Source organism: Ktedonosporobacter rubrisoli (assembly GCF_004208415.1).
Lineage (GTDB): Bacteria > Chloroflexota > Ktedonobacteria > Ktedonobacterales > Ktedonobacteraceae > Ktedonosporobacter > Ktedonosporobacter rubrisoli.
The window spans coordinates 5,497,310-5,520,815 of record NZ_CP035758.1; the positions used below are offsets into that span (position 1 = coordinate 5,497,310).

The following is a 23,506-nucleotide window of genomic DNA, read 5'->3' on the forward strand; positions in this document are numbered from 1 at the left end:
AAAGAGCAAAAGCTTAATTAAAATGTGCGAGTGAGAGTGTATAACCTATTGCACGGTTGGTGGCTTATGATAGCACAAATACTCATGTACTACAAGATCGAAAAGCTCAAATACTGGTAGGATATAGAGATAGATTATAACATATAGAGGCGGGGATACGTAGTTCCGGCTAGCTTCATGCCGCCGCCTGAGCCTTTCATCCCTCCAGCGGGAACAGGCTTATACGCGCAAGAAATCTATTGATCAGGAAAAAACATACCGCCGAGAACAGAGGTGTGCACCTCGCCTCTTAATGGATCAATTATCGCGAGCCTGGCGCTGGCTGGACCCGTGTAGGCGCGTTACGCTGCTTGACCTCAGTACGCCGCTCCTTACCACCCTTCGAGAACGAACTGATGGCCTTCAGACCCCCATCAAACCAGGAATCAAGCTGACGACGGGCAATATTAACATGTAATACTTCATCAGCCCAATCGAAATCTTGCAGGGTAGTCATCAAGGGATGCCTGGCCATATCGCGCGCAAACTCCCATTCCTGACGTTTTCCGGGAGGATACTTCATGTTCTGCCCCTCGATCTCCAGACCGAGCACGGCATATTGCTCAAGCGGCGAGGCCTCGTTGGCATATACCCCTTCGTAATCGCGCAAGGGCAAAGCGGCCCGATCGCCATAGGTCTGCTCGATGGCCGCCTCGCCAAAGAGCGAATGGCGCATCTCATCCCAGCAGTGGCGCGAAATATCCAGATAAAAGCTCCAGGGCATAGCGGGCGTCTCGCATAGAACAATCGCCAGGCCTTCGGCAACGTTAATCTCGCTAAGGCGTATGGCCATCATGTAGTCGAGGTGGGCGGGAACTTCTTCTAATGGAGGTTTGACAAAATCCCAGACGCGCGGCAAGGATTCATCACGCGTCAGCCCCCGGGGAAGCTTGTAAGGCTGCACTGAAGCTTCACGAGGACGCGGCTCGCCCCTCGGGGCCGTCCCATCAATACCGCCGGCCGCCGCCAGAAATGCAGTCAATTTCTCTTTCCAGGCCCTAGCCTGCTGCAACTCCTGCTCACTCGGCCGGATATCCTGCAAAGCCAGCGTGAGCAGACGGCTATGCTCCTCCTCATCTGCCAGGAGTTGGCGCAACAGGCGTATACTAGGGTAATCGGCAAGATCGTTGGTCTCAGCCCCATAAGCGCGATAAGCCGCCACTAAAGCTGGCTTGAGCAGTTGAGTAACCACGGCAAGAAAAGGATAGCTGCCGGGCACATGCTCAGCCTCATCAAAGAGAATCTCCAGGGCCGGATCAGGCGCGCCGGCTAGCTTACTCTTATTGGTGCGCATCTCAGCGACCCGACCGCGCCAGGCTTCAGCGTGTAGAGCATCTTCATATTGCAAACGCGCAAGAAGCACCTTTATATCGCGTGTCGGAATGCTCACGATTCGCGAAGCAAGCAAGCGCATCAAGCGTTGCTCAACATAAGCAAAGCGGCGTAAGCGTTCCGCAGCATTAGCTACCGAGAGGCCCGGCGCTTTGGCGCGCCGCAAGCCTGCATAGCGATAGGTTGTATTCTCCATTCTTGACTCCTATCTTAAAAACCAGATATTTAACCTATCTTCATTTCGGCCAATGAGGGAACTCGTGGATAAGCTCCCGGACCGGTTACGGCAAAGGAGGCAACTTTACAGCCCAGGCCGGCAGCATCCGGGAGGGATAGTCCCTCCACGAGGCCGGCAATCAGCCCGGCCGTAAAGCCATCTCCCGCCCCTGTGCAATCAGTTGCCTCTACAGGGAGGGCCGGAATATGCTGCAAGCGCTCTTCAGCAAAGAGGCAGCATCCTGCGGAACCCAGCGTCAGTATTACCTGTCCGCGCACATAGGGTTGTAACCTGGCCACAATGCCTCGGGCCTCAGTGTGCCCAGTAAGCTGGCGTCCCTCATCATAGCTCAGGACGAAATAATCTGTCTGCGCCAGGGCAGCGAGCAGAAAGGACAATCCCTGGCCCTGACCATCCCAGCAAATATTCAGCACAGTCTTTGCCCCATAGCTATGCGCACGCTTAAATAGATGGGCGACGGCTTCCCCCGTAAATTGCGGTAGCACAAAAACGCTACCCACCGAGACAACGCGCCGCCCTTGCAGCCAGCTATCAGGCACTGCATGCAGATCAAAGAGCGCATTAGCACCGTTGACGAAAAGAATACTGCGCTCGCCGCTGGGAGAGAGCGCGATGACGGATGTGCCGGTGCCGCCAGCAGCGTGACACTGCAGCAGTTCGGTACCAATGCCCATCTGGCTCAGGATTGTCCGAAACTGCTCACCAAAAATATCGGCACCGATATAACCTGCAAGATCTACCCCGATCCCCAGACGCGCCAGCACCGCCGCCACATTGCCAGCATTTCCGCTCAAGGCAAAGTCAATCGCGTTAATCATCTGCAAACCTCCCGGCGGAGGCAGAGCAGTGACGGTACGGCAGAGGATATCTAATTGCAGATTGCCGAAGCAAAGGACATCAGCTAGCATATTGTCCTACCGATACAGTACAGGGCCGCCTTTGTGGTACAATACCTACGGCATATACATTATGATCATAGCTACGATACCGCACTACAAATCAACTTTAACACAAAAACATTATAACATATTTTCCTGCGGCTGCCAGAGATGTCAGATCATTACTAACGAAGCGCATCTCTCTACCCAGTTCAGAGGGAAAAGGCATGGAACCGGAGGAGAAAGAGGCAGCAATGAATATAGCCAGAGTCGGCCAGGACGGGCCGCTCTATAAGCAGATAGCCCATACGCTGCGCAGCGAGATCGAGGAAAAACTGCAGCCCGGCGAGACCATTGAGACGGAGGCAGAGCTGGAGCAGCGCTTTAGTGTGAGTCGCATTACGGTTCGCCGCGCCATCGATGAGCTGGTACATCAGGGCTTACTGGTCCGCCGCCAGGGGAGCGGCACGTTTGTAGCACAACGCAAGGTAACCCAGGAATTGGGCGTACTGCATAGCTGGACCGAGCGTATGCGCGAGCTAGGCTTAGAGCCGCACACTGTCGATTGTGAGATGCTCCAGGTTGTTCCTCCGGCCTGGGTCGCCGAGGCCCTGCAGATTGATCTTAACGCCCCAGAAAACGTGCTGCGCATCCAGCGTTTGCGCTATGCTGATGAAGAGCCAATTTCGCTCATGGTCGATTATCTGCGCCTGCGCTTTAGCCCGGATATAGCCGAAAAAGGTCTGGAGGGCGAATCGCTCTATGAGACGTTAGAAAAGCGCTACGGACTCGATCTGGCGCGGGTCAGCGATAAGGTAACGGCACGCCGCGCCACCCACTTTGAGGCAAGCTTGCTCGGCGTCGAGCCCGGGGCCCCCGTGCTCTTCGTGACGCGCGTTACGTATCTGCCCAACGATGAGCCAGTGGTAGCGGCAACCGTCGTCTCGCGGGCCGATCGCTATGAGTATCGCGTCAGCGGCCTTCCGCGCAAACATGATCTGCATGCCGACTATTAAAGCGCCAATCCACTAGCCCTGGAGATCGGATCTCCGCAATTTTTAGCGTTTCCCTTGCCTTGATTTATCATAATCTATAGTGTATGATGATCAAAGATCATTATAACTCAAGGTGGAGCTAGCCCGGCACTAGCCGGGCAAGGTATTTTGTAACTACCCACACCATCCTCTCTTATACCAGAACCACCGCCTGCCCGAGAGCGGAAAAAAAGAGAATTATGAAGCAAACAGCAAGAAGGGAGCTATTTTATGGTTCGCATTGGTATGCTCGGATGTGGTTTCCTTGCAACGTTTTATATGCAAGGGCTTGCAGAAGTGCCCAATCAGCAAGTTGTGACCGTGTATGGACGCGATAAAGGCAAGGCCGCCGCATTCGCCCAGCGCTGGAATATTCCCGAAAGCACCGACGATATGGAAGCTGTGGCGGCTCGTGAGGACGTCGATCTTGTCATTATCGCCCTACCCAACGCTTTACATCTGCCCGCGACCCGGCTTATCGCTAGCCATAAAAAGCATATAGCCTGCACCAAACCTCTGGCCCGCAATGCCGAGGAAGCACGCCAGATGCTTGAAGCTGTGCAGCAGGCCGGCATAATTCACTGCTATGGTGAGACTGAAGTATTTAGCCCGGCAGTCATACGCGCCAAGTCCCTCATCGACGAGGGCTCGATCGGTCGGATTCTGACCGTCCGTTCGCGCGAGGCCCACGCGGGCCCACATGCTCCCCACTTCTGGAATGCCGAGGAGGCTGGCGGCGGCGCGCTCCTTGACATGGGTTGCCACACCATCGAGGCGGCACGCTATTTCATCGGGAAGGATATCAAACCTGTCGAGGTGCTGGCCTGGGGCGATACGATGGTGCATACAGATAAGACAACAGCCGAGGACAATGCGATTGTCCTGCTGCGCTTTGAGAATGGAGCGATTGGCCAGACCGAGGTAAGCTGGACGGCGCGCGGCTCGCTGGATCTGCGCAATGAGGTTTACGGCACCGAAGGCAGCATCTTTACCGATGTAACCCGCTCTACGCCGATCAATGCCTTTGTGCGCTCAACTAACGCCTATCTGCTGGAAAAAGCCGAATCAAATACTGGCTGGATTTTTCCCCTCCCGGATGAGGCGCGCGTGTATGGTTATCACGAAGAAATGAAGCACTTCGTGGAGTGCGTGGCCCAGGGCAAGCAGCCCCGCGAGACCTTCACCGATGGCCTGATCATCAATACAATTATGGATGCGGCCTATCGCTCGATGAGGGAACATCGCTGGGTTCCCATCGAGATCTAAACCTGACAAAAAAGTTCAGGGCCAGAAAATGAAGCAACAGGGCAGCAGCGCGAGGCCATACACTGCTGCCCTTGCACTATTCTATGCGCCAGCGAAGTTATCAGGGGGACGCAAATCGTGCGGATGGCCAGGATAAGGCGGGAGCCCAGCCCCCGGTCCAAGTTGCTCGGCGGGAAGCTCCAGGCGCGTGGCCTTACGCTGTAGGGCCAGGGCAATCAGGTCTACTGCGCTATCCAAATCCAAAACGCCTGTATTAATTACCAGGTCATAGAGACCTGGATTATCGGGGCGCTGATGATGCACTGCCTGCAGGTATTTCTGGCGATCATGATCTTTAAGTTGGATACGCGAACGAGCCGCATTATAGTCAAGGCCCTCACGCTGCATGACATATCTAATGCGCTGCTCCAGGGGAGCGACGATGCGGATATGTAGCGCGTCGCGCCTCTGGGCCAGAAGAACCTGCGAGCCCCGTCCAACAATTACCGTATAACCAGAAGAGGCCGCGGCCTGGACCACCCTGCTCAAGGCCTTGGGGTAGGCCTGGGGATCGGCTACGCTTGGTACAGGCGTCAAGACCATTAACGAGGGATCTACGGCCTGCATACTACTTAAAAGGGATGCTACAAAACCTTCTGTGCGCTCATCGCGGGCCGCCGCATCTTCTTCGCTCACGCCAAGTTCCCGCGCTACTCTCAGGACAATCTCATGGTCAACCAGTCGCCACCCCAGACGCTGAGCTATGCGCCGAGCGATCTCACCGCCGCCGCTGCCGTACTCGCGCGAGACCGTGACAACGTGCATCTGGGAAATCAAGTTGTTTCTGTCATCCATGTGCTTTTCTCCTGTCCACCACAGAGGGTATTACTCTGCGTCTTCTTGAGCACGCTTTTTGCCAATAAAGCCAGCTTCAGAGCTATGATCCTACCAGGCTTCAGGTGAACAACTGTAGCCAGATCCCTCGTGGGCTATGCACTCTTTTCTATCCATTGTTCTATAGATAATACGGATGACAACAAAGCAAGGGCTACAAATAGCGGCCAGAACCGGGGTTATGGCTCAACAATTATAGCCCTTGTGGCATGCGTTTATATTGCCTGGTTTGTGCTACGCTAAGACTTCATGCGTCTAGGCTGCGCTGCCAAAACCATCATAATCGATATCCAGCAATTTACAGATGATGCGCAGATCCTCGACATAGTTCCCAGGGATTGCATGGATATGGTTTGAACCATAGCGGCCAAGGATCTCCTCAACGCTGGCCTCCATCCGCGCAAAGGCGTGAGGCCAGTTATAATCCGATTGCTTCATAAGGAAATCGTTGGTGGCCTGATCATAGCGCTCAAGACTGCCAAGCATGACATGCATGCGATAGCGCCCCTTGAGCCGTGTAAGGCGGGCAAAGGTGAAATCGCCAGGCGCGGCCACATGATGCACGGAGGCTCCGCCAGCGCGGAAATAGAAGCCTTCAGGATAGAGATTGACATGCTTCATATTCTCGGCCGGGTCGTCGCTGCGGGCGGCAAACCAGGTAGCATGCTGGCCCGAGTTACACAGATCCCAGATGCCGCGATCAGTGTGATAATGGCGTACATCGGCGAACAACACTGGCGTATGCGAGAGCCCCTTGAGCAATTGCATGGTCAGGGCTGCGTCCATATCGGCCTCGGTCGCACAGACATGCGTCTCCTTGGGACCATCCCAATCATAGGGATCGTTCAAAAAGGCCTCGGTCACATCCATGGTCGCAAAGTGCGTGGTCAGCTCTGGCTGGGCCTTGATGCCAGAGAAATCGAGGTGCCATTCCTCAATCAGCTCGCGCATGACATAATAGGAGGCAATCTGGCGCTCAAGCAATTCGGGCGTCAACTGCTTGCCGTCGTAGTGGACGCCAGCGGCGTGCTTCTCAAGCCATTCACGTGCAGCTCGCAGGCGGCTCTTCTCAATCGTCTCGGACCGACGTACCAGCTCCCATTGATCGATCTCTTCGACGTCAACTCCAAACTTTTCCATCCACTGGTCAGTGCTGGATACAGCCGTATACATGCCCATAGGACGCCCGCCGATGCGCCCAAATATGCTCCCATCAAGCGAGCGCACCGCCGCAGCCGCACGTGCAAAGACCTCTACACGCTCTAAGACTGCCGGCTCCTCAATGCTGCCCCAGGCGCGGCCGTAGACGCGTCCGATCTGATCAAGGCTGCCGGCCGCAGCCAGCATGCCAACCATGCCGGGATATTGCGGGCTCAAGCTTGAGAAGAGGAGTAAAGGGCCAGGCGTCGCGTGCGCTGCGAGCATCGCAAAGTGCGGAAAGGCCCATACCGGGATATTAAAAATAGTCAGATCCGGGCGCATATCAGCTACTCTGCGCGCTTCTCTCGTCGCTAGCTCATTGGTCCATACGACCTCTTCAGCCCGCACAACCTCGTGACCCTTCTCAGTGAGCGCCTGCGCAATCTTATTCTCGACGCCACGGTCAAATTCTGCCAGGTCACGATGGACAAAATCTCTGCCATCAGAGAAAGTAATTATTCCGATACGAGCCAAATCTTGCCTCCTTTGGTAATGGGCCTATCGAAGATAAACGCTGTAAAATCTACTCACGCTGAGAGCTGGCCAGTCCTAAGGCATAGGCGCCGAGCGCGACCGCGATGAGCCGCGCACGCATAACATGGGAGCCAGCACAATCTCCTGGCGGGTAAATATATTGGGACTTTTCAGTCTCTGGAAAAGCCGTAAAGCCGCAGTGCTACCCAGCTCATAGACCGGCTGCGTCACTGTGGTTAGAGAAATAGAGCTCAGAGCAGCCCAGGGCATCTCGTCGAAACCCACTACCGCCATATCTTCAGGGACGCGCCGGCCCCTCATATGCAGAGCTTCGAGGGCCCCGAGCGTCATGAGATTATTGCAGACGAAGAGCGCATCAGGCGGCTCCTCCAGATCTAATAGCTCATCAGCTAACTGCTGACCGCTGTGTTCCTTAAAAGAACCGCAGCGCTCCAATAACGGATCATGCACGATCCCGGCCTGCTCCAGGGCCTGGCGATATCCCAGCAAGCGCTCACGCCCCGTCGTTGTGCTTACCGGGCCGGTAATCACGCCGATCCGTTGATAGCCGTTGGCGATCAAGTGGGCCACGCCCTCACGCGCGCCGCGTACGTTATCGACAAGCACGGCATCGGTGCTATGATCCTTGACGCGCCTGTCAACTGCCACCACGGGAATTTCACGATCCCGGAATAGTCTCAGCGAGCGCTGATGCTCGCGCGTGGGCACAATGATAATGCCGGCTACCCGCTCGGCACAGAGCACTTCGACATACTGCCGCTCTTTGTCGGGATTCTCATCCGAATTGCACAGGATCAAGCTATAACCACTGCTCTGGACGACATCCTCGACGCCGCGAATGAGTGAAGAAAAGAAGGGATTCTGAATATCGCTAATCAGCAAGCCAATGATTGTTGAGCGATTCGCCCGTAGCGCCCGCGCCGCTCTACTCGGTTGGTATTGCAACTCCTGGGCAGCATTGCGCACGCGTAAAGCAATCTCAGCACTTACCGTGGCCGTCCCGTTAAAGACGCGCGATACTGTGGAAATAGAAACCCCTGCTCGTTTAGCCACATCTTGAATGTTTGCCATCGTTTCCTACCATCGCTCTCTGCTCCGATGCCAACGCCCTGGGCTAACATAGATATGAAATCATTTTCTTGTCGAGTCGAGGCTCAAAAGCGTTTGCTTGAAAATATTTTCACAACTACCTCTGAGATCGGTCCTAATATAGCACCACTAGGACGAGTATAGAGTAGGGATAGTTCACTTGTCAAGACGCAAAAAATTTGTCTGGCATGCTGATTATGGTCATTATTTTACCTTTGCCTCCCTCTTGACGAATACACCTGTTCTGTGTATTATTTTCCTGAGGATTGCTTTTCTGAAAACCTTTTCAATAACCATATCGTTATATTCTATCGCCCTTTGAAAAGCTTTTTTACACCTGTGTACCCCGTTTAGCAAAGGAGCACGTGTACTGGTGAGCATAACGAATGGCGTCAACAACGGCGAATCGGGCAATGTCTCCCCTGCCGCTTCTCTTAGCGCTACTGGCAAGCCTTTGTTAGAAATGCTTGAGATCAGTAAGAGCTTCCCAGGCGTGCGGGCGCTTAAAGGCGTGTCTTTGAGCGTTAAGCCTGGCGAGGTGCGCGCTCTGCTGGGAGAGAACGGTGCGGGCAAATCGACCTTGATGAACATTCTCGATGGCGTCTTCTCCGAGTATGACGGCGAGATTCGCATCGCCGGCCAGCCTGTCTCTATTCGTTCCCCGCGTGATGCTCAGCATCAGGGCATCGCGATGATCCACCAGGAATTAAATCTGGTGCCCGAGTTATCGATCTCCGACAATATCTTTCTGGGCCGTGAGCTACGCACGCCCTGGGGCATGCTTGACCGCCAGCGTATGCATGCTCAGACGGTGCGCCTGCTGGCTGAGCTCGATCTTACGATTCCACCTACGCGGCCAGTGCGTATGGCACGTATCGCGGAGCAGCAACTTATCGAGGTAGCCAAGGCCCTTTCGCTTAACGCGCGCATCCTGATAATGGATGAGCCGACTTCGGCGCTGGCAGATGCTGAGGTACATCGCTTATTTAATGTCATTAGGCAGTTAAGCGCGCGCGGTGTTGCCGTTATTTATATTTCGCACCGCCTTGAGGAGCTGCAGGAGATCGCGGACACTGTGACGATCCTGCGCGACGGCGAGCTGATCGGCACGCACGAGCTCAGCCAGGTCTCGCGCGCCGACCTGATCAGAATGATGGTGGGCCGCCCTTTGCAGGAATTTTTCCCCAAAGGTGATAGCCTGACCAAGGATGATGAGGAGCTTTTACGCGTTGAGCACCTCAGCCTCAGCGGCGACGCCAGCAGTGGCCGCCGTCCCTTGCACGATGTTAGCTTCAGCCTGCAAGCTGGCGAGATCATCGGCCTGGCCGGTCTGATGGGAGCAGGGCGCACCGAGGTACTTGAGAGCATCTTTGGCGTGCATCCGCATCGCCTGCTCAAGGGGCATGTCTACCTACAAGGGCGCCTGCTTGACGCTCGCAGCCCACAGCAGGCCATTAAGCGCGGCCTTGCCTTTATTACCGAAGATCGCAAGGGCCAGAGCTTAATTACGCAGCTCTCGGTTCGCTTCAATATTAGCCTCTCTGCCCTCAAGAAATTTACCCGCTGGCTCTTCATCAAGCAGCTTGACGAGCGGGCTGCGGTTATCGATTATATCCGTACGTTGCGTATCAAAACGCCTGGTCCAACGGCGATTGTCAACAATCTCTCTGGTGGCAATCAGCAAAAAGTTGTGTTGGCCAAGTGCTTGCTTACCCACCCGCGCATTCTGTTAATGGACGAGCCAACGCGCGGCATCGATGTAGGCGCCAAGGCCGAGATCTATGAACAGATGAATCGGCTTGCTGCTAACGGCCTGGGCATCATCATGGCCTCGTCTGAGCTCCCGGAGCTCCTGGCAATGTGCGACCGCATTCTCGTCCTCTGCGAAGGAAGGCTTACCGGCGAGTTCGGCCATGGCCAGGCCACACAGGAGATGATTCTAGAGGCTGCGACCACTCGCGAGAGCACGCTGAGCAGCGTCGGCTAAGCCTGAATACTGCACTATCCACATACAGGCAATTGGGCATTATTTCAATACAGAAAATAAGAGGTGAAGGGATTATGGGCGTAGGAATCGGCGATCCCGCGACCAAAGACCGTACAACTCCAACGCGCAAGGAAAGGCTGGGACAAATTCTTGCCTTGCTCGGTTCGCTTCAGGGATATATCGGACTTATTCTTATCGTGGCTTACGGCATTATTTCTAAAGGGGATATCTTCCTCAATAGCACCAACCTTACTAACGCCGTTGGCGCGTTTGCTTCGCGGGGCATTCTGGCCGTGGGAGAAACTCTAGTTATTTTGATAGCAGGCATCGATCTCTCGGTTGGTTCGGTGATGGGCTTCTGTTCGATGACCGCGGCGCTTCTGCTGACAAAGACAGGCCTGAATCCTGCGGCGATTGTTGTAGTCTCGATGCTGGTTGGGGCGGCCTTCGGCTTATTCAATGGCCTGGCATCCTCGCTGCTGCGCATTCAATCCTTTATTGTAACCCTGGCGATGCTGAGCATTGCCCGTGGGCTTGATCGCGAGCTAAGCAACAATGTTAGCGTGGGCACGCAAATTGTCGGGGCCAACGGCCAGCTTACGCCCAACTCGGCGGCCTTCCAATTGCTGGGCACCCCGGGCCATAACCTCTTCTCTAACATCTCCTTGCCTATTATTGGCAATGCAGGTATCTATTATCCGGTCCTGGCCTTTGTCATCGCCTGCATCGTTTTTCAGGTCATTCTATCCAGAACGCGCTTTGGCCGGCACATCTATGCCGTGGGCGGCAACCAGACGGCGGCCAGGCTCTCGGGCGTTAATGTGACGCTTGTAACGATCATTGTCTTCACGCTGGCCGGCATGCTGGCAGGCTTTGCTGGTCCAATCGATGCCGCCTACAGCGCTTCGGCCGATCCCCTGGCGGGCCAGACCTTCGAGCTTGATGCGATTGCTGCGGCGGTCATTGGCGGCGCCAATCTGATGGGCGGTAAGGGCACGATCATTGGTACTCTGGTAGGCGCCTTGATCCTGACCTTGCTCGATAATGTTTTAGGTTTGAATGCAGTTAGCGATAATCTGCAACTCGTTATTAAGGGACTCATTGTGGTCATCGCGGTTGTCTTACAGCGCCCCGGTTTCTTTACAGCTATCATTGCTGCTATACGCCCGGCTATCGCAGGCATCCAGCCGGAAAGGAGGCAGAAACGGGATTCTAAATGATCAGTTAACAAGGTTGTAAGGCTCGTATCACAGAGCATGATTTTATTATTTGCTGTAACGCTGAAGAAAGGATCACTCTATGAAGAATCGCGTCCTGAGAGCGTTCACCTACGGCATCTTTCTCTGTTTCGTTATCGCGCTAACTGCCTGTGGCGGCGGGTCCACCACAGCCACCAACGGCAATAGCAACAGCAACAGCGGAGGCAAAAAAGTCTTCGTGGTGGGCTATTCGCAGTCAAACAATGCCGAGCCCTACCGCGCTCAGCTTAATCTGCAGCTTGAGCACTACATCAAGCAATATCCTGATTTAAAGCTCTTGCCCATCACCGATGCGCACCAGGATAGTACAACCCAGGTGAGCCAGGTTCAGAACTTTATCTCTCAACACGTCGACGCGTTGATTGTTTCGCCTAATGAGCCGGCTCCCCTCACGGCGCCAATTGAGCAGGCCTGTGCGCAACATATCCCGGTAATTATCCTTGATCGCTCGGTCAATACAGACTGCTATACGTCTTTTATCGGCGGGGATAATGTGTTGATTGGGCGCCGGGCCGGTGAATTAGCTGCCAAGCTTCTGCCTGATGGGGGGAACATTGTCGAGCTGCGAGGCATCTTGAGCGATCAGCCTCAGATCGATCGCGACAAAGGTTTCCGCGAAGGGATCGCTAGCAATCCCAAGATCAAAATTATTGCCGACCGCGAGGCCAAGTGGCTCAAGCCAAATGCCACGACCATTATGCAGCAGTGGCTCTCGCAATATCCCAAGATCGATCTTGTCTATGGTCAGAATGATCCGATGGCGCTTGGAGCTTATCTGGCTGCCTCAGCCGTCAATCGCCAGAAACAGATGAAGTTTATCGGCACCGATGGCCTGGCCATTCCCGATGGTGGTATTCGGGCAGTACAGCTAGGCGAGCTGGCCGGAACCTTTATCTATCCCACCTGCGCCAAAGAGGCCGCGGATTATGTGGAGAAGATCGTCCATCACGAGCAGGTACAACACCATCTAACCCTGGGCACGACTCCGGTCACGCCCGAAAATGCCGCAGACCTCTACAAGCAATATCAATTCTCTAGCTAAGCACGCCCACCCCAGGGGGAGCGGCTGGAAGCTTTTCCAGCCTGCTCCTCTGCGGGCCACAATTCCCTAGCAGCCTATTTGTAGAGCTTGCGCAATGCGGTGCGAATCGCCTTGCCAACCTCAACAGTAGTTGCGCGGCCTCCCAGATCGGGCGTTAACACTTCTCTGGCTGCGGTCACCGCTTCAATCGCGCGCATAAGTTGTGTGGCAGCCTCGCGCTCGCCAAGATACTCAAGCATTATCTGGCCGGACCAGATTCCGCCAATTGGATTGGCAATGCCTTTGCCGGCAATATCCGGTGCCGAGCCATGCACTGGCTCAAAGAGGGAAGGGCCGCGCCGCGTCTCGGCAACGGGATGGATATTTCCGCTGGGAGGCAGGCCCAGGCTGCCTTGCAAGGCGCCACCGAGATCGGTCAGGATATCGCCAAAAAGATTTGAGGAAACCACAACATCCAAAGTCTGGGGATGCGTGACAAAACGGGCGGCCAGGGCGTCTACATGCCACTTATCGGCAGTGATATCGGGATATTCGGCGGCTACGGCGCTATACACTTCATCCCAGAAAACCATACTATACTGCAAGGCATTGGATTTGGTCGCGCTCGTGACTTTATGGCGTCCCTCGCGCCGCGCCAGCTCAAAGGCGTAGCGAATGATGCGCTCGGTTCCCTGGCGGGTAAAGATGGCCGTCTGGGTGGCAACTTCCTGGGGCGTCCCGACCTGAATGCGACCGCCGGAGCGGGCATACTCGCCTTCGGTGTTCTCGCGCACACAGACAAAGTTGACATCGGCAGTGGTTCGTCCGCGCAAGGGACCTTCAAGGCCTGGCAACAGACGGATGGGGCGCAGGTTGACATAGAGGTCAAATTCCTGGCGGATTGGCAGCAGCATACCATGCAAGCTGACGTGATCGGGTACTGTCGGAAAACCAACGGCGCCAAAATAAATCGCATCAAACTCTCGCAGGGTATTCAAGGCCTCGGGCGGCATCATGCGCCCATGCTGGAGATAGTATTCGCAGCTCCAATCAAAGCTCTGCGTCTCCAGGCGAAAATCCCCGGCTAAGGATGCCAGCAGATTAAGAGTTTGCACGCCCTCGGCAATCACGTCCTGTCCAATGCCATCTCCTGGTAGCAGTGCAATCCGATGATAACGCATAATCTAAGCTCCTCTTTTCATATGCCCCGGCTGAGGCATACGCAAAATATTGTCTGCTAAGATTATAGCTTAATCACTAGTTTTAGCTACCTATTTCTATCCGGCCATCTCATTTTTCTCTCCAACATCTCGCACTCGGAAGGAGAAGATATATCCAGCTCCTTGCGAGCACGATCCGCTCCCAATTACCAGATATACGGGATGAAGCGATATTTGACCTGTGCCATATAGGCTTTGTACCCCGGCAATTCCTCACATAATACCCGCTCCTCCAGGATGGCTCGCGCCGCCATCCCAGCGATAAGAATCAGGGCGAAGAGCTCGCCATACCACGATCCGAGCAGCAAGGGCGTTCCGAGAAAGAGGAGAAGCGCACCAGCATAGAGAGGATGGCGCACATAATGATAGGGGCCAGTGGAGATCACCGTATGTCCTCTTTCTTCCTGAATACGCACTGCCGGCGAGAGGAAGGTGTTTTCCCGAAAGGTCAAGAGCATGAGCGGGAACGAGCCTATCAAGGCAATAGCGCCTATGATCTGGAGGAAAAGAGGCACATATGACCAGTGAAAGCGCACTGCGTCCAGTGGCATCAGAATGGTCCAGGCCAAACAGAGCAGATAGAACAAAGGAGTGAACACCCTATCCCAGGTTTTTTGATTGGGTTGGGAGAGGCTGAGGCGCTCTTGCAGCAAGCCGGGACTGGATGTAAATAGCATCCCAATATTCAGCAGTGTGAAGCCGAATAATAGAATCAAGAAGATCCACCCAGCAGGCCACAGAAGTGTGCCCGCCGGAAGAAACAGAGCCAGAGCAAGCAATAGAAAGCTTATTATGATCGATACAATTGCTTTGAGCAAAAGAGTCATAAGTTACCTCCGTCATTCTTAAATCATGCTTGAACATAACTGGCAAACTGACAAGGCTCCGAAGTCCGGCAGCGCGCGGTTCTTCGCTCTTCTTGCGAAGATGCTGACGAAACCCGGCCCGCGCAAAGAACGAAGAAGGCTCTTGCCGATCCTCCATGCCGAGTCTCGTCACTCTCTGGTTATAACGGTTCCACAATTTTCTGCTCAGATGGCTTGCCAGGGTGGACAAGCGATGAGTCCTCAGCTTCATCATGGACTTTCTCTCTTTTCCTGTCAATGCAGTCGTCAACTGTGCCTGTACCTTTTCGACGCTCCGACGCATAATTGCTTGCCCTGCTTCGAAGTTCACCCTCTCTTGCAGGGCAAGTAAGCGATCACAGAGCTCAACCATTTCATGTTCATTTTTTATCCACAATTATACCTCATAGGTAGAGTTTAATCTGGAACTCGATAAAATATTTTTTCATATCTATGTACCTGCCATTGTAGATATTTTAGCTTTTTTCATGGTATCATCATGATAGAGCTAGCAATGCCCACTAGCGCCTCTAATGGAAGAGCTTGCAGCTTAAAGGAGAGATAGTCGGAAGAGGCAGGCAGCACTGCACCATATTTCATCTTGCTCTTGTTTGGCAAGAAAGGAGCATTTATGGCAACGCAAGCCGTCGCAATTCCTCGTCAGCGTTGGGTTCGGATCATCCCTGTCGCATTCCTTATGTATACGATTGCCTTTATGGATCGCATTAATATTGGCTTTGGCATTCCCGGCATTGAAAAATCGCTGGGCGTCGATGCCACCATTGCCGGACTGGCCAGCGGCATTTTCTTCTTCGGCTATCTATTTCTGCAGATCCCCGGCGGCCACCTGGCAATTACCTGGAGCGCGCGCAAATTTGTGACAATCTCCCTGATCGTCTGGGGCGTATTTGCAGTCCTGACCGGGCTGGCGCAGAATGCCACCCAGCTACTCATTGTGCGCTTTATTCTTGGCGTGGCCGAAGGAGGCGTCTGGCCCGCTACCCTCGTTCTGCTCGCCAACTGGTTTCCCCTTGATGAGCGGGCAAGGGCCAATTCTTACTGGATGTTCTGCTTGCCGGTCGCCTCTATCATCATGTCGCCGATCTCGGGCTGGATTCTTACCTGGGCCGATTGGCGCACCCTCTTTATCATCGAAGGCATTCCACCACTGATCTGGGCGGTTCTCTGGTGGTTCATGATTGCCGATAAGCCAGAGGATGCAAAATGGCTCTCGCCAGAGGAGAAGGTCTATCTGGAGCAGAAATTTGCCGAGGATCGCCACAATGCCTTGCCCCAGGATAAGGGCGACTGGAAAGAAGGCCTCAAAAATGCGAAGGTATGGTGGCTGGTCATCGTCTACTTTTTGATTCAGGTTGGTTTTTACGGTGTGAGCCTGTGGCTGCCGGTGATGATTAAAGGCCTCACCAAACAAAACTTTGGCCTGGTCGGCATCTGGTCCGCCCTGCCTTATGTTGCCGCCGTAATTGGTCTCTATCTCAATGCCAACCACTCGGACCGCACGGGCGAGCGCAAGCTCCACGTGGCCATCCCAACGATCATTGGCGGCATCGCCCTGCTCTTATCTGGCCTGCTTGGTCCCGCTTCTCCTTTGCTCGGCATCATCTTCTTGATTCTCACCGAAGGCTTCTTACTGCCGTATGTGGGTGTCTTCTGGACTTTACCACCGCTGATTCTTGGCCAGGAGGCCATTGGCTCTGGTATGGGCCTGATCAACGCACTGGGCAACCTTGGCGGTTTTGTTGGTCCTTTCATCATCGGCTACTTTATCGCCACAACCGGCTCGAACCTTACCGGGATCGTCCTGCTGAGCATTGCACTCGTAGTGGCTGGCATTATGGTCCTTGTCTTCCGCTACGAACGAGCTACCACGGAGACCACTCCTGCTGTCGCTCCGACCGACTAGCTGGCCAAAATCGCGGCTCACGCAAAAAGATCTGCTCTTCCTCAAGGGAGGCTTGCGCTAGCTGCCTGGAAGCGGCTGCGCAAGCTTCTATTGCTCACTTTTTGCGATGCAGCTCAGCGACATAGCGCTGCTGAAACGAAAGCAGGCGGGCGGAAACTGTGCGATATTTCGCCAGGCCTGCTTTGGTCTTTGCAGCAGCTTCTACACTGATGAGATGGGTATAGCCAAGGATAGCACTTCCCAGGGCAATCAATTCATTAGAGGTGGCGAGAAATTTCACTGTTACAACTTGAGCCTGATGCATACCCTGATAGCGTTTCTGGAACGAGTGCAACATATCTATCAATTCGCTGCGTTCTAGGGACGGCTCGATGGTTGCTTCCAGAAGGCGAATATACACGACGATAGCTTCTTCGCAAGCGGCAAGTTCAGCAGGAGTGGCCTCTAGAGCCATCAGCGGCTCTTGATACGATCCCATTACATTCGACTCCCTTACTACCTGAATAATCATAACTCTCGATATCCTCTCTATATTTTACGCCATTATTGTTCATTCTGGCATTTTCCTAGCATCAGTACTAACAAATACCACAAATGAAGGATACGAGCGACTGTCCTACCTGCCTCTATTCCTTCCGGGCGCTCCACCAGGAGCGGCTAGAAAAACTCATCAAGCAGCTGATAAAAGTGCACCTTGTCCTGCTCAACTGAGCTCAAGCCATAGGCGTCTAAGAATTGCGGAATCCACTCAGGACCTAAGTTGAAGGCCAGGCTTCTACAGGCCAGGGCGATATCCTGATAGCGATCGGCAATGCCACAGCGTCCCAGATCGATAAAGCCATTGACGCGCATCTCTTCCCGATCGATGAGAATATTTGGCAAGCAAAAATCTCCGTGGGTAAAGACGAGATCTTCGCTGGCCGGCCTTGCTTGCAGCAGTTGTGCATAGAGCTGTCTAACTCCTAATCCACGGCGTTCCTCATCAAAATCTTCCTCATCCACCTGGCCAGCCAGCATACGCCGACGCGCCTCTTCAAGGCGTATCGACAAGCGCTGATCAAAGGGACAATCCGCAATTTCGACGGCGTGGACCATGTGTAATCCTTGCGCCATGAGCACTACAAGGCGCTCCATATCAGTTTTAAAGACTTCCTCACAGGCCATAGTGCCGACAACTTCGCTCATCAATAAGTACTCGCGCTCAGCATCACGGCCGTAGTAATATACTTCGGGCACCGGCAACCGCCCGTAGAGCCATTGCAGGCGCTCTTCCTCCTCGCACAAACTATCCGCAGCGCCATGAGGAGCGATTTTCAGGTAGCGATCCCCGATGCGAAACACGCTAGCCCCGGAACAACCAATGGTAATAGGTTGCCAGCTAGCGCCACTCTCCAGCAAAGCGCGCAAAGCTGGAGGTAAGCCAGCTAATAACATGCTCTATCCTTTCCTTATAATCAGCCCAGGAAAAGAGTGGCCTTATAGGGCCAGGCTCTTTTCGGCATAATATGAATAATTGCCAGGATACAGGCGTACCTTTCCATCGACGCCAATGGCAATTGTCTTCGTCGTGATGCGATCAAGAAAGTAGCGATCATGCGAGATGGCCAGAACCGTGCCCTCAAATTCTTCAAGGGCCTCTTCCAGCACTTCAATCGAGGCGATATCTAGATTATTCGTCGGCTCGTCAAGCAGCAGGAAATTTGCCTCGGTCAACATCAGGCGCGCAAGCTGCAAACGGCTCTTCTCTCCGCCGCTCATACTCCCAATCATGGTATGCATGTCATTGTAGGAAAAGAGCAGGCGACTCAAAAAGGCCACGGCCTGCGGCTCGGTCATCTTCTTTAAGCGGCGCACAAAATCCAGCGGTGTGCTCTCGAAGGGCAAGGTTTCCTGCTCCTGGGCGTAGTAGCCGCTCACCACGCTGGCTCCGATCTTAACGAAACCGCTGCTAGCCGGCAAGAGGCCCAGCATAGTCTTGAGCAGTGTGGTTTTGCCACTGCCATTGGCTCCGACGACGCCGATACGCTCACCATAGAGTACGGTCAGATCAAAAGGCTCAAACAGGACATAGCCATCTATAGCCTTGCTCAAGCCCTGCACTTCAAGCACTTTCTTGCCGCTGCGTTCGGCCTCCAGATCGACTTTAATCCTATCGCGCTCCAGCACAGGCCTATCGACAGCATCCTGTTTGGCCTTCTCGACGCGCTTCGCCATGTATTGGGCTCTCGTCGCAAAGTCGCTATTTAGTTTTGCCCAGGTCTTCAGGCGATACATGCTTGCTTCCAGGCGTTTGATCTCTTTCTGCTGGATGGTAAATTGCTCCTGCTGCTTGAGCAGCTGGCGCATACGCTCTTCGGCATAGTAGCTATAGTTGCCCGCGTAGGGCTGGATCTGGCCATCTTCCAAGGCAAAGATCTTCTTGACGGCCCTATCCAGCAGGTGACGATCATGCGAGATGATCATCACGGTGCCGGGGTAATTCTGGATATATTGCTCCAACCAGGCTTTGGCTCGCATATCCAGGTGATTATCAGGTTCATCAAGCAAGAGCAAATCAGGCGTTTGCAGCAAGATACGCGCAAGATTGACGAGCTTCTTCTCACCGCCGCTGAGCGAGCTAAGAGGGAGCTGATGCTCACTTTCGGCAAAGCCTAATCCGCTCAAGACAGCCGCCGCGCGGTGTTCAAGCGTATAGCCTCCCAGAGCCTCATAGCGCTCCTGTACTTTGCTATACTCATCAAGCACGGCGCTCATGCTTTCAGGATCGGCGGCTATCTCGGGATCGGCCATCTTAGCTTCGAGCTCTTTAAGGCGCTCGGCCAGGCTTACCAGTTCCTCGGATACTTCCGAAACTGCCTCGAAGATGCTCTTTGGCAGCATCGCCGCATCGATCTCCTGTACAAGGTAGCCAATTGTCAGATTGCGCCGCCGCGTAACTGTGCCAGCGCTGGCCGTCTCCAGGCCCAGGGCCAGTTTGAACAGCGTTGACTTGCCGCTGCCATTCTCGCCGACCAGGCCAATACGCTCGCCCTCTTCAATCTCCAAATCTACGTCTTTAAAGACCTGATTACCGCCAAAATCTTTGCTGACATGCGAAAAACTTAGAATACTATGTGGCATATGTGCTCACTCTCCTTTTCCTTTATCGGGACCAGCCTGCGGGGAGAGAAGACCTGCCATCCAGGGAAGATTATCTCTCCCTTCCGACCCTCTTCCTTCCAGGGCTGCTACGGCGCGAGAGGTCTCGATGACAAAGCAAAGCGGCAAAGCTTACACAGCGGAATAGAGCGGAAGAGGGTCAAACCTGACGCAGCACGCGTTACGCAGTGAAGAAGTGCGCATCCTGCCGACGTCCAAAAAAAGGGAAAAGAAGGGGAGCAAAGGAGCCAGGGAAAAAGCAGCTCGAATTGCATAGCAGTCGTGCCCTTATTCCCGACAGCGCGGGTAAGGACGACATACAGTTCGACGCTACTTTTCGCCGCATAAGCAGAAGCGCCAGGCTTATGCGGCCATGCCATGTGACATGTATTTATGTGGAATATCAACGACCTGCTGATAATCTGCCAGATCGATTATATAGTGGCTCATGTGTTGAGGATAGCATAGTCTCAGGTCGCGAGTCAAGATCCGATCTTCAGTTCAATTTGTCTGATTGCACCGATGCAGGCCACTCCAGGAAGAAAGCTAACAACGATGGTAACCAATAGAAAAGCTCAGGCCGTATTTACGGCGCAGTGTCGGCAGAATCGAGCATTATGCCGTTCACAATGAAATTAATTATTTGTTCGCGCATATACGCACGCCCGGAAACAGAGGAATAGTCTCTCTCCGGTAGCGCTTGCTGATATAAAGGGAGCATAGTAGGATAGGACCAGCAGATCTGTATCATTAGCAGCGGTAGCGCCGTTACATCGAGATCGGGCCGCAGCAGACCAGCCTTGCGCGCCCTCGCGAAGATCGCTTCCATTTGCCTGATATCATTTGGCTCAAATTGTGAGATGATCTTTTCCATGGTCTGCCAGCCTTCGGCATGCTCCCAGAGGATGATGCGCATGATACGCGGATGCTCTTGCATGTAGTCGATCATCGTTCCAACTGCAGTTTTGAGCAAGGCCCTGAATTTATCGGCCTCCACGAGCATGCTTTCGTCCTCAAGCAAGCGGGTATAGACGCCTCTCTGTAGCGCGCTTACTTCACTATCGGCGCGCCTGAGCACTTCAACGTAGAGACCAAGCTTATCGCCGAAGTAACGAAAGATCAGGGTCTTGTTGTAGCCCGAAACTTCAGCAATCGTATCGACGCGCGCACCATCATAGCCATGTTCGGCAAAGACAGCTTCGGCCGCCGCGAGAATGGCCGCGCGCGTCTTCTCGCTCCTCCGCTTGCCTGTTTCCGGCATCTCCATTCTCCTCTCCTCTCCTATTGTAACCAGATAGTTACGATTATAGCGAGAGAGCATAGATGTGTCAAGGAAAACGTAAGGAGAGGCAGCCAGCGAGCAAGCAAAATATGCAGCCTGCTCGCCGACGATACAATTTAGCTATGCTTGATCTGTTTAAAGCGGCGCGTATTCTCAGTAATTGCCACTTCTGTAGGAAGGCGCTCCATACTGGATGCTCCGAAGAAGCCCACCACGCCGCGCGTACGTTGTAGCACATAAGCTGCGTCTTCGGGCTCGGCGATCGGGCCACCATGGCAAAGCACAAGAATATCCGATTTCACCTGCTTAGCGGCATCATGCATGGCCTGGACTCGCTTCACGGCCTCATCCAGAGTGAGCGCCGTATGTGCTCCTATTGAGCCCTTGGTAGTCAGGCCCATATGTGGCACCAGAACATCGGCCCCGGCCTGAGCCATAGCGCGCGCCTCCTCTTCGTTGAAGACATAAGGCGCTGTGAGCAAATCCAGCTCATGAGCCTGGCGGATCATATCGACTTCAAGTCCAAAGCCCATTCCGGTTTCCTCAAGATTCTGCCGGAACACACCGTCCATCAGACCAACTGTCGGAAAGTTCTGCACGCCAGCAAAGCCCATCTCTTTGAGCTGCTTTAAGAAATAGGGCATCACTCTGAACGGATCGGTCCCACACACGCCGGCCAGCACCGGCGTCAGTTTGACAACTGGCAGCACCTCATTAGCCATCTCTACGACAATTGCATTGGCATCGCCATAAGGGAGCAAGCCTGCCAGCGAACCTCGCCCGGCCATGCGATAGCGACCGGAATTATAGATGATGATCAGGTCAACCCCGCCGGCCTCGACACATTTGGCCGAAAGACCTGTACCAGCCCCCGCCCCGATAATGACGCCTCCCTTGCTCACTGTAGCCTGCAGCCGGTCTAGAGCTTCTTTTCTGTTCACTTGCTACCTCCTGTTTGCTGCGCCTGTCCCGCGCGCTCATGAATATACATGATCAGGCGCTGGGCCATAGCCTGGGCAAAACGTGGATCATTGATATCCATATCCAGCTCATGAATTTCAATACTTGACTTCAAACCACCCTTGAGCTCATTGATTAAGGCTTGATCGGCATCGGGATCGTAGAAGGCCTGCCCCTGGATATCGATCAGGGAAACGCCGCGCAAGGGAATAAACAGGGCTACCGGCCCTTTAGCCTGATTCAGCTTCTGGGCGATAATATGGCCTAGCTTTGCACATTCGGCAGGCGTGGTACGCATCAAAGTAACCGTGGGATTGTGCTTATAGAGCTTGCGGTGACGAAACTTCTCGGGCACGCTCTCCAGCGGCCCAAAATTCACCATATCCAAGGCGCCCAGAGAGACAACCTGGGGAAGAGCATGCTTGCCCGCCGCTTCCAGGCGATCGGGTCCCGCGCTCAATACACCGCCAACCAGTTCATCGGCCAGCTCGGTAGTCGTGATATCCAGAACCCCGGCCAGGAATCCGCCGTTAACAAGAGCTTCCATCGATCTGCCTCCCGTGCCGGTTGCATGGAAGACGAGCACCTCATAGCCGCGCTCCTCCAGATATTGGCGGGCCTCGGTAACCGCAGGCGTAGTCACGCCAAACATGGTGGCCCCAATCAGCGGCTTTGCGTTAGGCGCTGGCTGAAAGGATGAATAGTTTTGAGCCATGCCAGCGATAGCCGCTGCTGCGTTCGACATAATGCGTTCGGAAATACGATTGATGCCGGCGATATCGACTACCGAATACATCATGGTGACATCCACGGCTCCTACATAAGGCCGCGTATCGCCAGAGGCCAGAGTAGAAACCATAAGTTTTGGCACGCCAACGGGCAAAGCGCGCATCGCCTCGGTCGCCAGCGCCGAGCCGCCCGAGCCACCAAGACCCAAAATACCATGCAAGCGACCCTGCGCATATAGCTTGCGCACAATCGCCGTCGCACCATGCGCCATCGTCTCGACGGCAATACCGCGATCTCCCAGCGCCACCAGCTTCGCGATATCAGTGTTGACGGCCTTCGCCACCTCTTCGCGCGTGATATCGGGCTTCGTCAAGGGCTTTCCCTTGATGCCAGCATCGATAAGGATCACCTCGCAGCCAGCGTTTACAATATGCTGGCGCATATATTCATACTCAACACCCTTTGTATCAAGGGTGCCAAGCAAGACAACCGTAGCCATAGCCCATCCTTTCCTGAGGACAAGCAGAAAGCTGCTCGTCTGATATAATCCTAACTCAATGATACAAACGCAATGATGGCGATAGCAAGTGAGCCATAGTTGCCTGCTCTCCTCTAGATAGAGATAGCTCTGGATAGAGCTAAAGAAAAGCAGTATAATGAAAACTACAAATACAAGCAGTGTTTTAAGACTTCCCAA

The 23,506-nt window shown here is 54.0% G+C and carries 19 protein-coding genes; 6 read left to right on the plus strand and 13 right to left on the minus strand.

Features of this window, described 5'->3' with window-relative positions:
- Positions 1-301: 301 nt before the first annotated feature.
- Both EPA93_RS23940 and EPA93_RS23945 read right to left on the minus strand, forming a co-directional pair.
- Entirely contained in the window at positions 302-1,567 is a 1,266-nt protein-coding gene (locus tag EPA93_RS23940) for a hypothetical protein (protein ID WP_129889919.1), read from the minus strand.
- Positions 1,568-1,596: 29 nt separating this feature from the next.
- Complete coding sequence (locus tag EPA93_RS23945) at positions 1,597-2,517, minus strand: carbohydrate kinase family protein (RefSeq protein WP_129889920.1); 921 nt, start codon at positions 2,515-2,517, stop codon at positions 1,597-1,599.
- Between the two features lie 224 nt (positions 2,518-2,741).
- On the opposite strand from EPA93_RS23945, the gene EPA93_RS23950 reads away from it, so the two are divergent.
- The gene (locus EPA93_RS23950; protein ID WP_165423354.1) at positions 2,742-3,503 is read left to right on the plus strand and encodes a GntR family transcriptional regulator; all 762 of its coding nucleotides are present in this window, start codon (positions 2,742-2,744) and stop codon (positions 3,501-3,503) included.
- Positions 3,504-3,752: 249 nt separating this feature from the next.
- Positions 3,753-4,787: a Gfo/Idh/MocA family protein gene (locus tag EPA93_RS23955; protein ID WP_129889922.1), complete on the plus strand. Its 1,035-nt coding sequence runs from the start codon at positions 3,753-3,755 to the stop codon at positions 4,785-4,787.
- A gap of 81 nt (positions 4,788-4,868) precedes the next feature.
- Here EPA93_RS23955 and EPA93_RS23960 read toward each other — a convergent pair whose 3' ends face one another.
- The 3 genes from EPA93_RS23960 to EPA93_RS23970 all read right to left on the minus strand — a co-directional run bounded on the left by EPA93_RS23960 (position 4,869) and on the right by EPA93_RS23970 (position 8,426).
- The gene (locus EPA93_RS23960) at positions 4,869-5,621 is read right to left on the minus strand and encodes a cytidylate kinase-like family protein (RefSeq protein ID WP_129889923.1); all 753 of its coding nucleotides are present in this window, start codon (positions 5,619-5,621) and stop codon (positions 4,869-4,871) included.
- A 294-nt stretch (positions 5,622-5,915) separates the two neighbouring features.
- Positions 5,916-7,334 carry an L-fucose/L-arabinose isomerase family protein gene (locus EPA93_RS23965; protein ID WP_129889924.1) on the minus strand — a complete coding sequence of 473 codons (1,419 nt, stop codon included), beginning with the start codon at positions 7,332-7,334 and terminating at the stop codon, positions 5,916-5,918.
- A gap of 75 nt (positions 7,335-7,409) precedes the next feature.
- Positions 7,410-8,426 carry a LacI family DNA-binding transcriptional regulator gene (locus EPA93_RS23970; RefSeq protein WP_129889925.1) on the minus strand — a complete coding sequence of 339 codons (1,017 nt, stop codon included), beginning with the start codon at positions 8,424-8,426 and terminating at the stop codon, positions 7,410-7,412.
- 391 nt (positions 8,427-8,817) lie between these two features.
- Between EPA93_RS23970 and EPA93_RS23975 the strand changes: the two genes are divergently transcribed.
- The 3 genes from EPA93_RS23975 (at position 8,818) to EPA93_RS23985 (ending at position 12,732) form a co-directional block, all read left to right on the plus strand.
- Positions 8,818-10,431 carry a sugar ABC transporter ATP-binding protein gene (locus EPA93_RS23975; protein WP_207229650.1) on the plus strand — a complete coding sequence of 538 codons (1,614 nt, stop codon included), beginning with the start codon at positions 8,818-8,820 and terminating at the stop codon, positions 10,429-10,431.
- Between the two features lie 74 nt (positions 10,432-10,505).
- Positions 10,506-11,651 (plus strand): ABC transporter permease, encoded by a 1,146-nt coding sequence (locus EPA93_RS23980; protein WP_129889926.1) that lies wholly within the window; start codon positions 10,506-10,508, stop codon positions 11,649-11,651.
- Positions 11,652-11,730: 79 nt separating this feature from the next.
- Positions 11,731-12,732, plus strand: coding sequence for a substrate-binding domain-containing protein (locus EPA93_RS23985; protein ID WP_129889927.1), 1,002 nt, complete (start codon positions 11,731-11,733; stop codon positions 12,730-12,732).
- 74 nt (positions 12,733-12,806) lie between these two features.
- On the opposite strand, the gene EPA93_RS23990 is transcribed toward EPA93_RS23985, so the two are convergent.
- Both EPA93_RS23990 and EPA93_RS23995 read right to left on the minus strand, forming a co-directional pair.
- A complete protein-coding gene (locus EPA93_RS23990; protein ID WP_129889928.1) occupies positions 12,807-13,892 on the minus strand; it encodes a tartrate dehydrogenase in 1,086 nt (361 codons plus the stop codon).
- Positions 13,893-14,077: 185 nt separating this feature from the next.
- Positions 14,078-14,758 (minus strand): methyltransferase family protein, encoded by a 681-nt coding sequence (locus EPA93_RS23995; protein WP_129889929.1) that lies wholly within the window; start codon positions 14,756-14,758, stop codon positions 14,078-14,080.
- A 649-nt stretch (positions 14,759-15,407) separates the two neighbouring features.
- Between EPA93_RS23995 and EPA93_RS24000 the strand changes: the two genes are divergently transcribed.
- On the plus strand, positions 15,408-16,700 hold the full coding sequence (locus EPA93_RS24000) for an MFS transporter (RefSeq protein ID WP_129889930.1): 1,293 nt from the start codon (positions 15,408-15,410) through the stop codon (positions 16,698-16,700).
- A gap of 94 nt (positions 16,701-16,794) precedes the next feature.
- Here the strand turns inward: EPA93_RS24000 and EPA93_RS24005 are convergent, their stop codons facing one another.
- From EPA93_RS24005 to EPA93_RS24030, 6 genes are all read right to left on the minus strand, one after another.
- The gene (locus tag EPA93_RS24005; RefSeq protein WP_129889931.1) at positions 16,795-17,178 is read right to left on the minus strand and encodes a hypothetical protein; all 384 of its coding nucleotides are present in this window, start codon (positions 17,176-17,178) and stop codon (positions 16,795-16,797) included.
- A 179-nt stretch (positions 17,179-17,357) separates the two neighbouring features.
- On the minus strand, positions 17,358-18,134 hold the full coding sequence (locus EPA93_RS24010) for an APH(3') family aminoglycoside O-phosphotransferase (RefSeq protein WP_129889932.1): 777 nt from the start codon (positions 18,132-18,134) through the stop codon (positions 17,358-17,360).
- Positions 18,135-18,176: 42 nt separating this feature from the next.
- On the minus strand, positions 18,177-19,820 hold the full coding sequence (gene abc-f, locus EPA93_RS24015) for a ribosomal protection-like ABC-F family protein (protein ID WP_129889933.1): 1,644 nt from the start codon (positions 19,818-19,820) through the stop codon (positions 18,177-18,179).
- 604 nt (positions 19,821-20,424) lie between these two features.
- Positions 20,425-21,105, minus strand: coding sequence for a TetR/AcrR family transcriptional regulator (locus EPA93_RS24020; protein WP_129889934.1), 681 nt, complete (start codon positions 21,103-21,105; stop codon positions 20,425-20,427).
- A gap of 131 nt (positions 21,106-21,236) precedes the next feature.
- Positions 21,237-22,061 (minus strand): phosphoenolpyruvate hydrolase family protein, encoded by an 825-nt coding sequence (locus tag EPA93_RS24025; RefSeq protein WP_129889935.1) that lies wholly within the window; start codon positions 22,059-22,061, stop codon positions 21,237-21,239.
- Positions 22,058-23,308, minus strand: a complete 1,251-nt coding sequence (locus tag EPA93_RS24030) for a Tm-1-like ATP-binding domain-containing protein (RefSeq protein ID WP_129889936.1) — start codon at positions 23,306-23,308, stop codon at positions 22,058-22,060. Before EPA93_RS24030 ends, EPA93_RS24025 begins: the two co-directional genes overlap by 4 nt.
- Between the last annotated feature and the right edge of the window lie 198 nt (positions 23,309-23,506).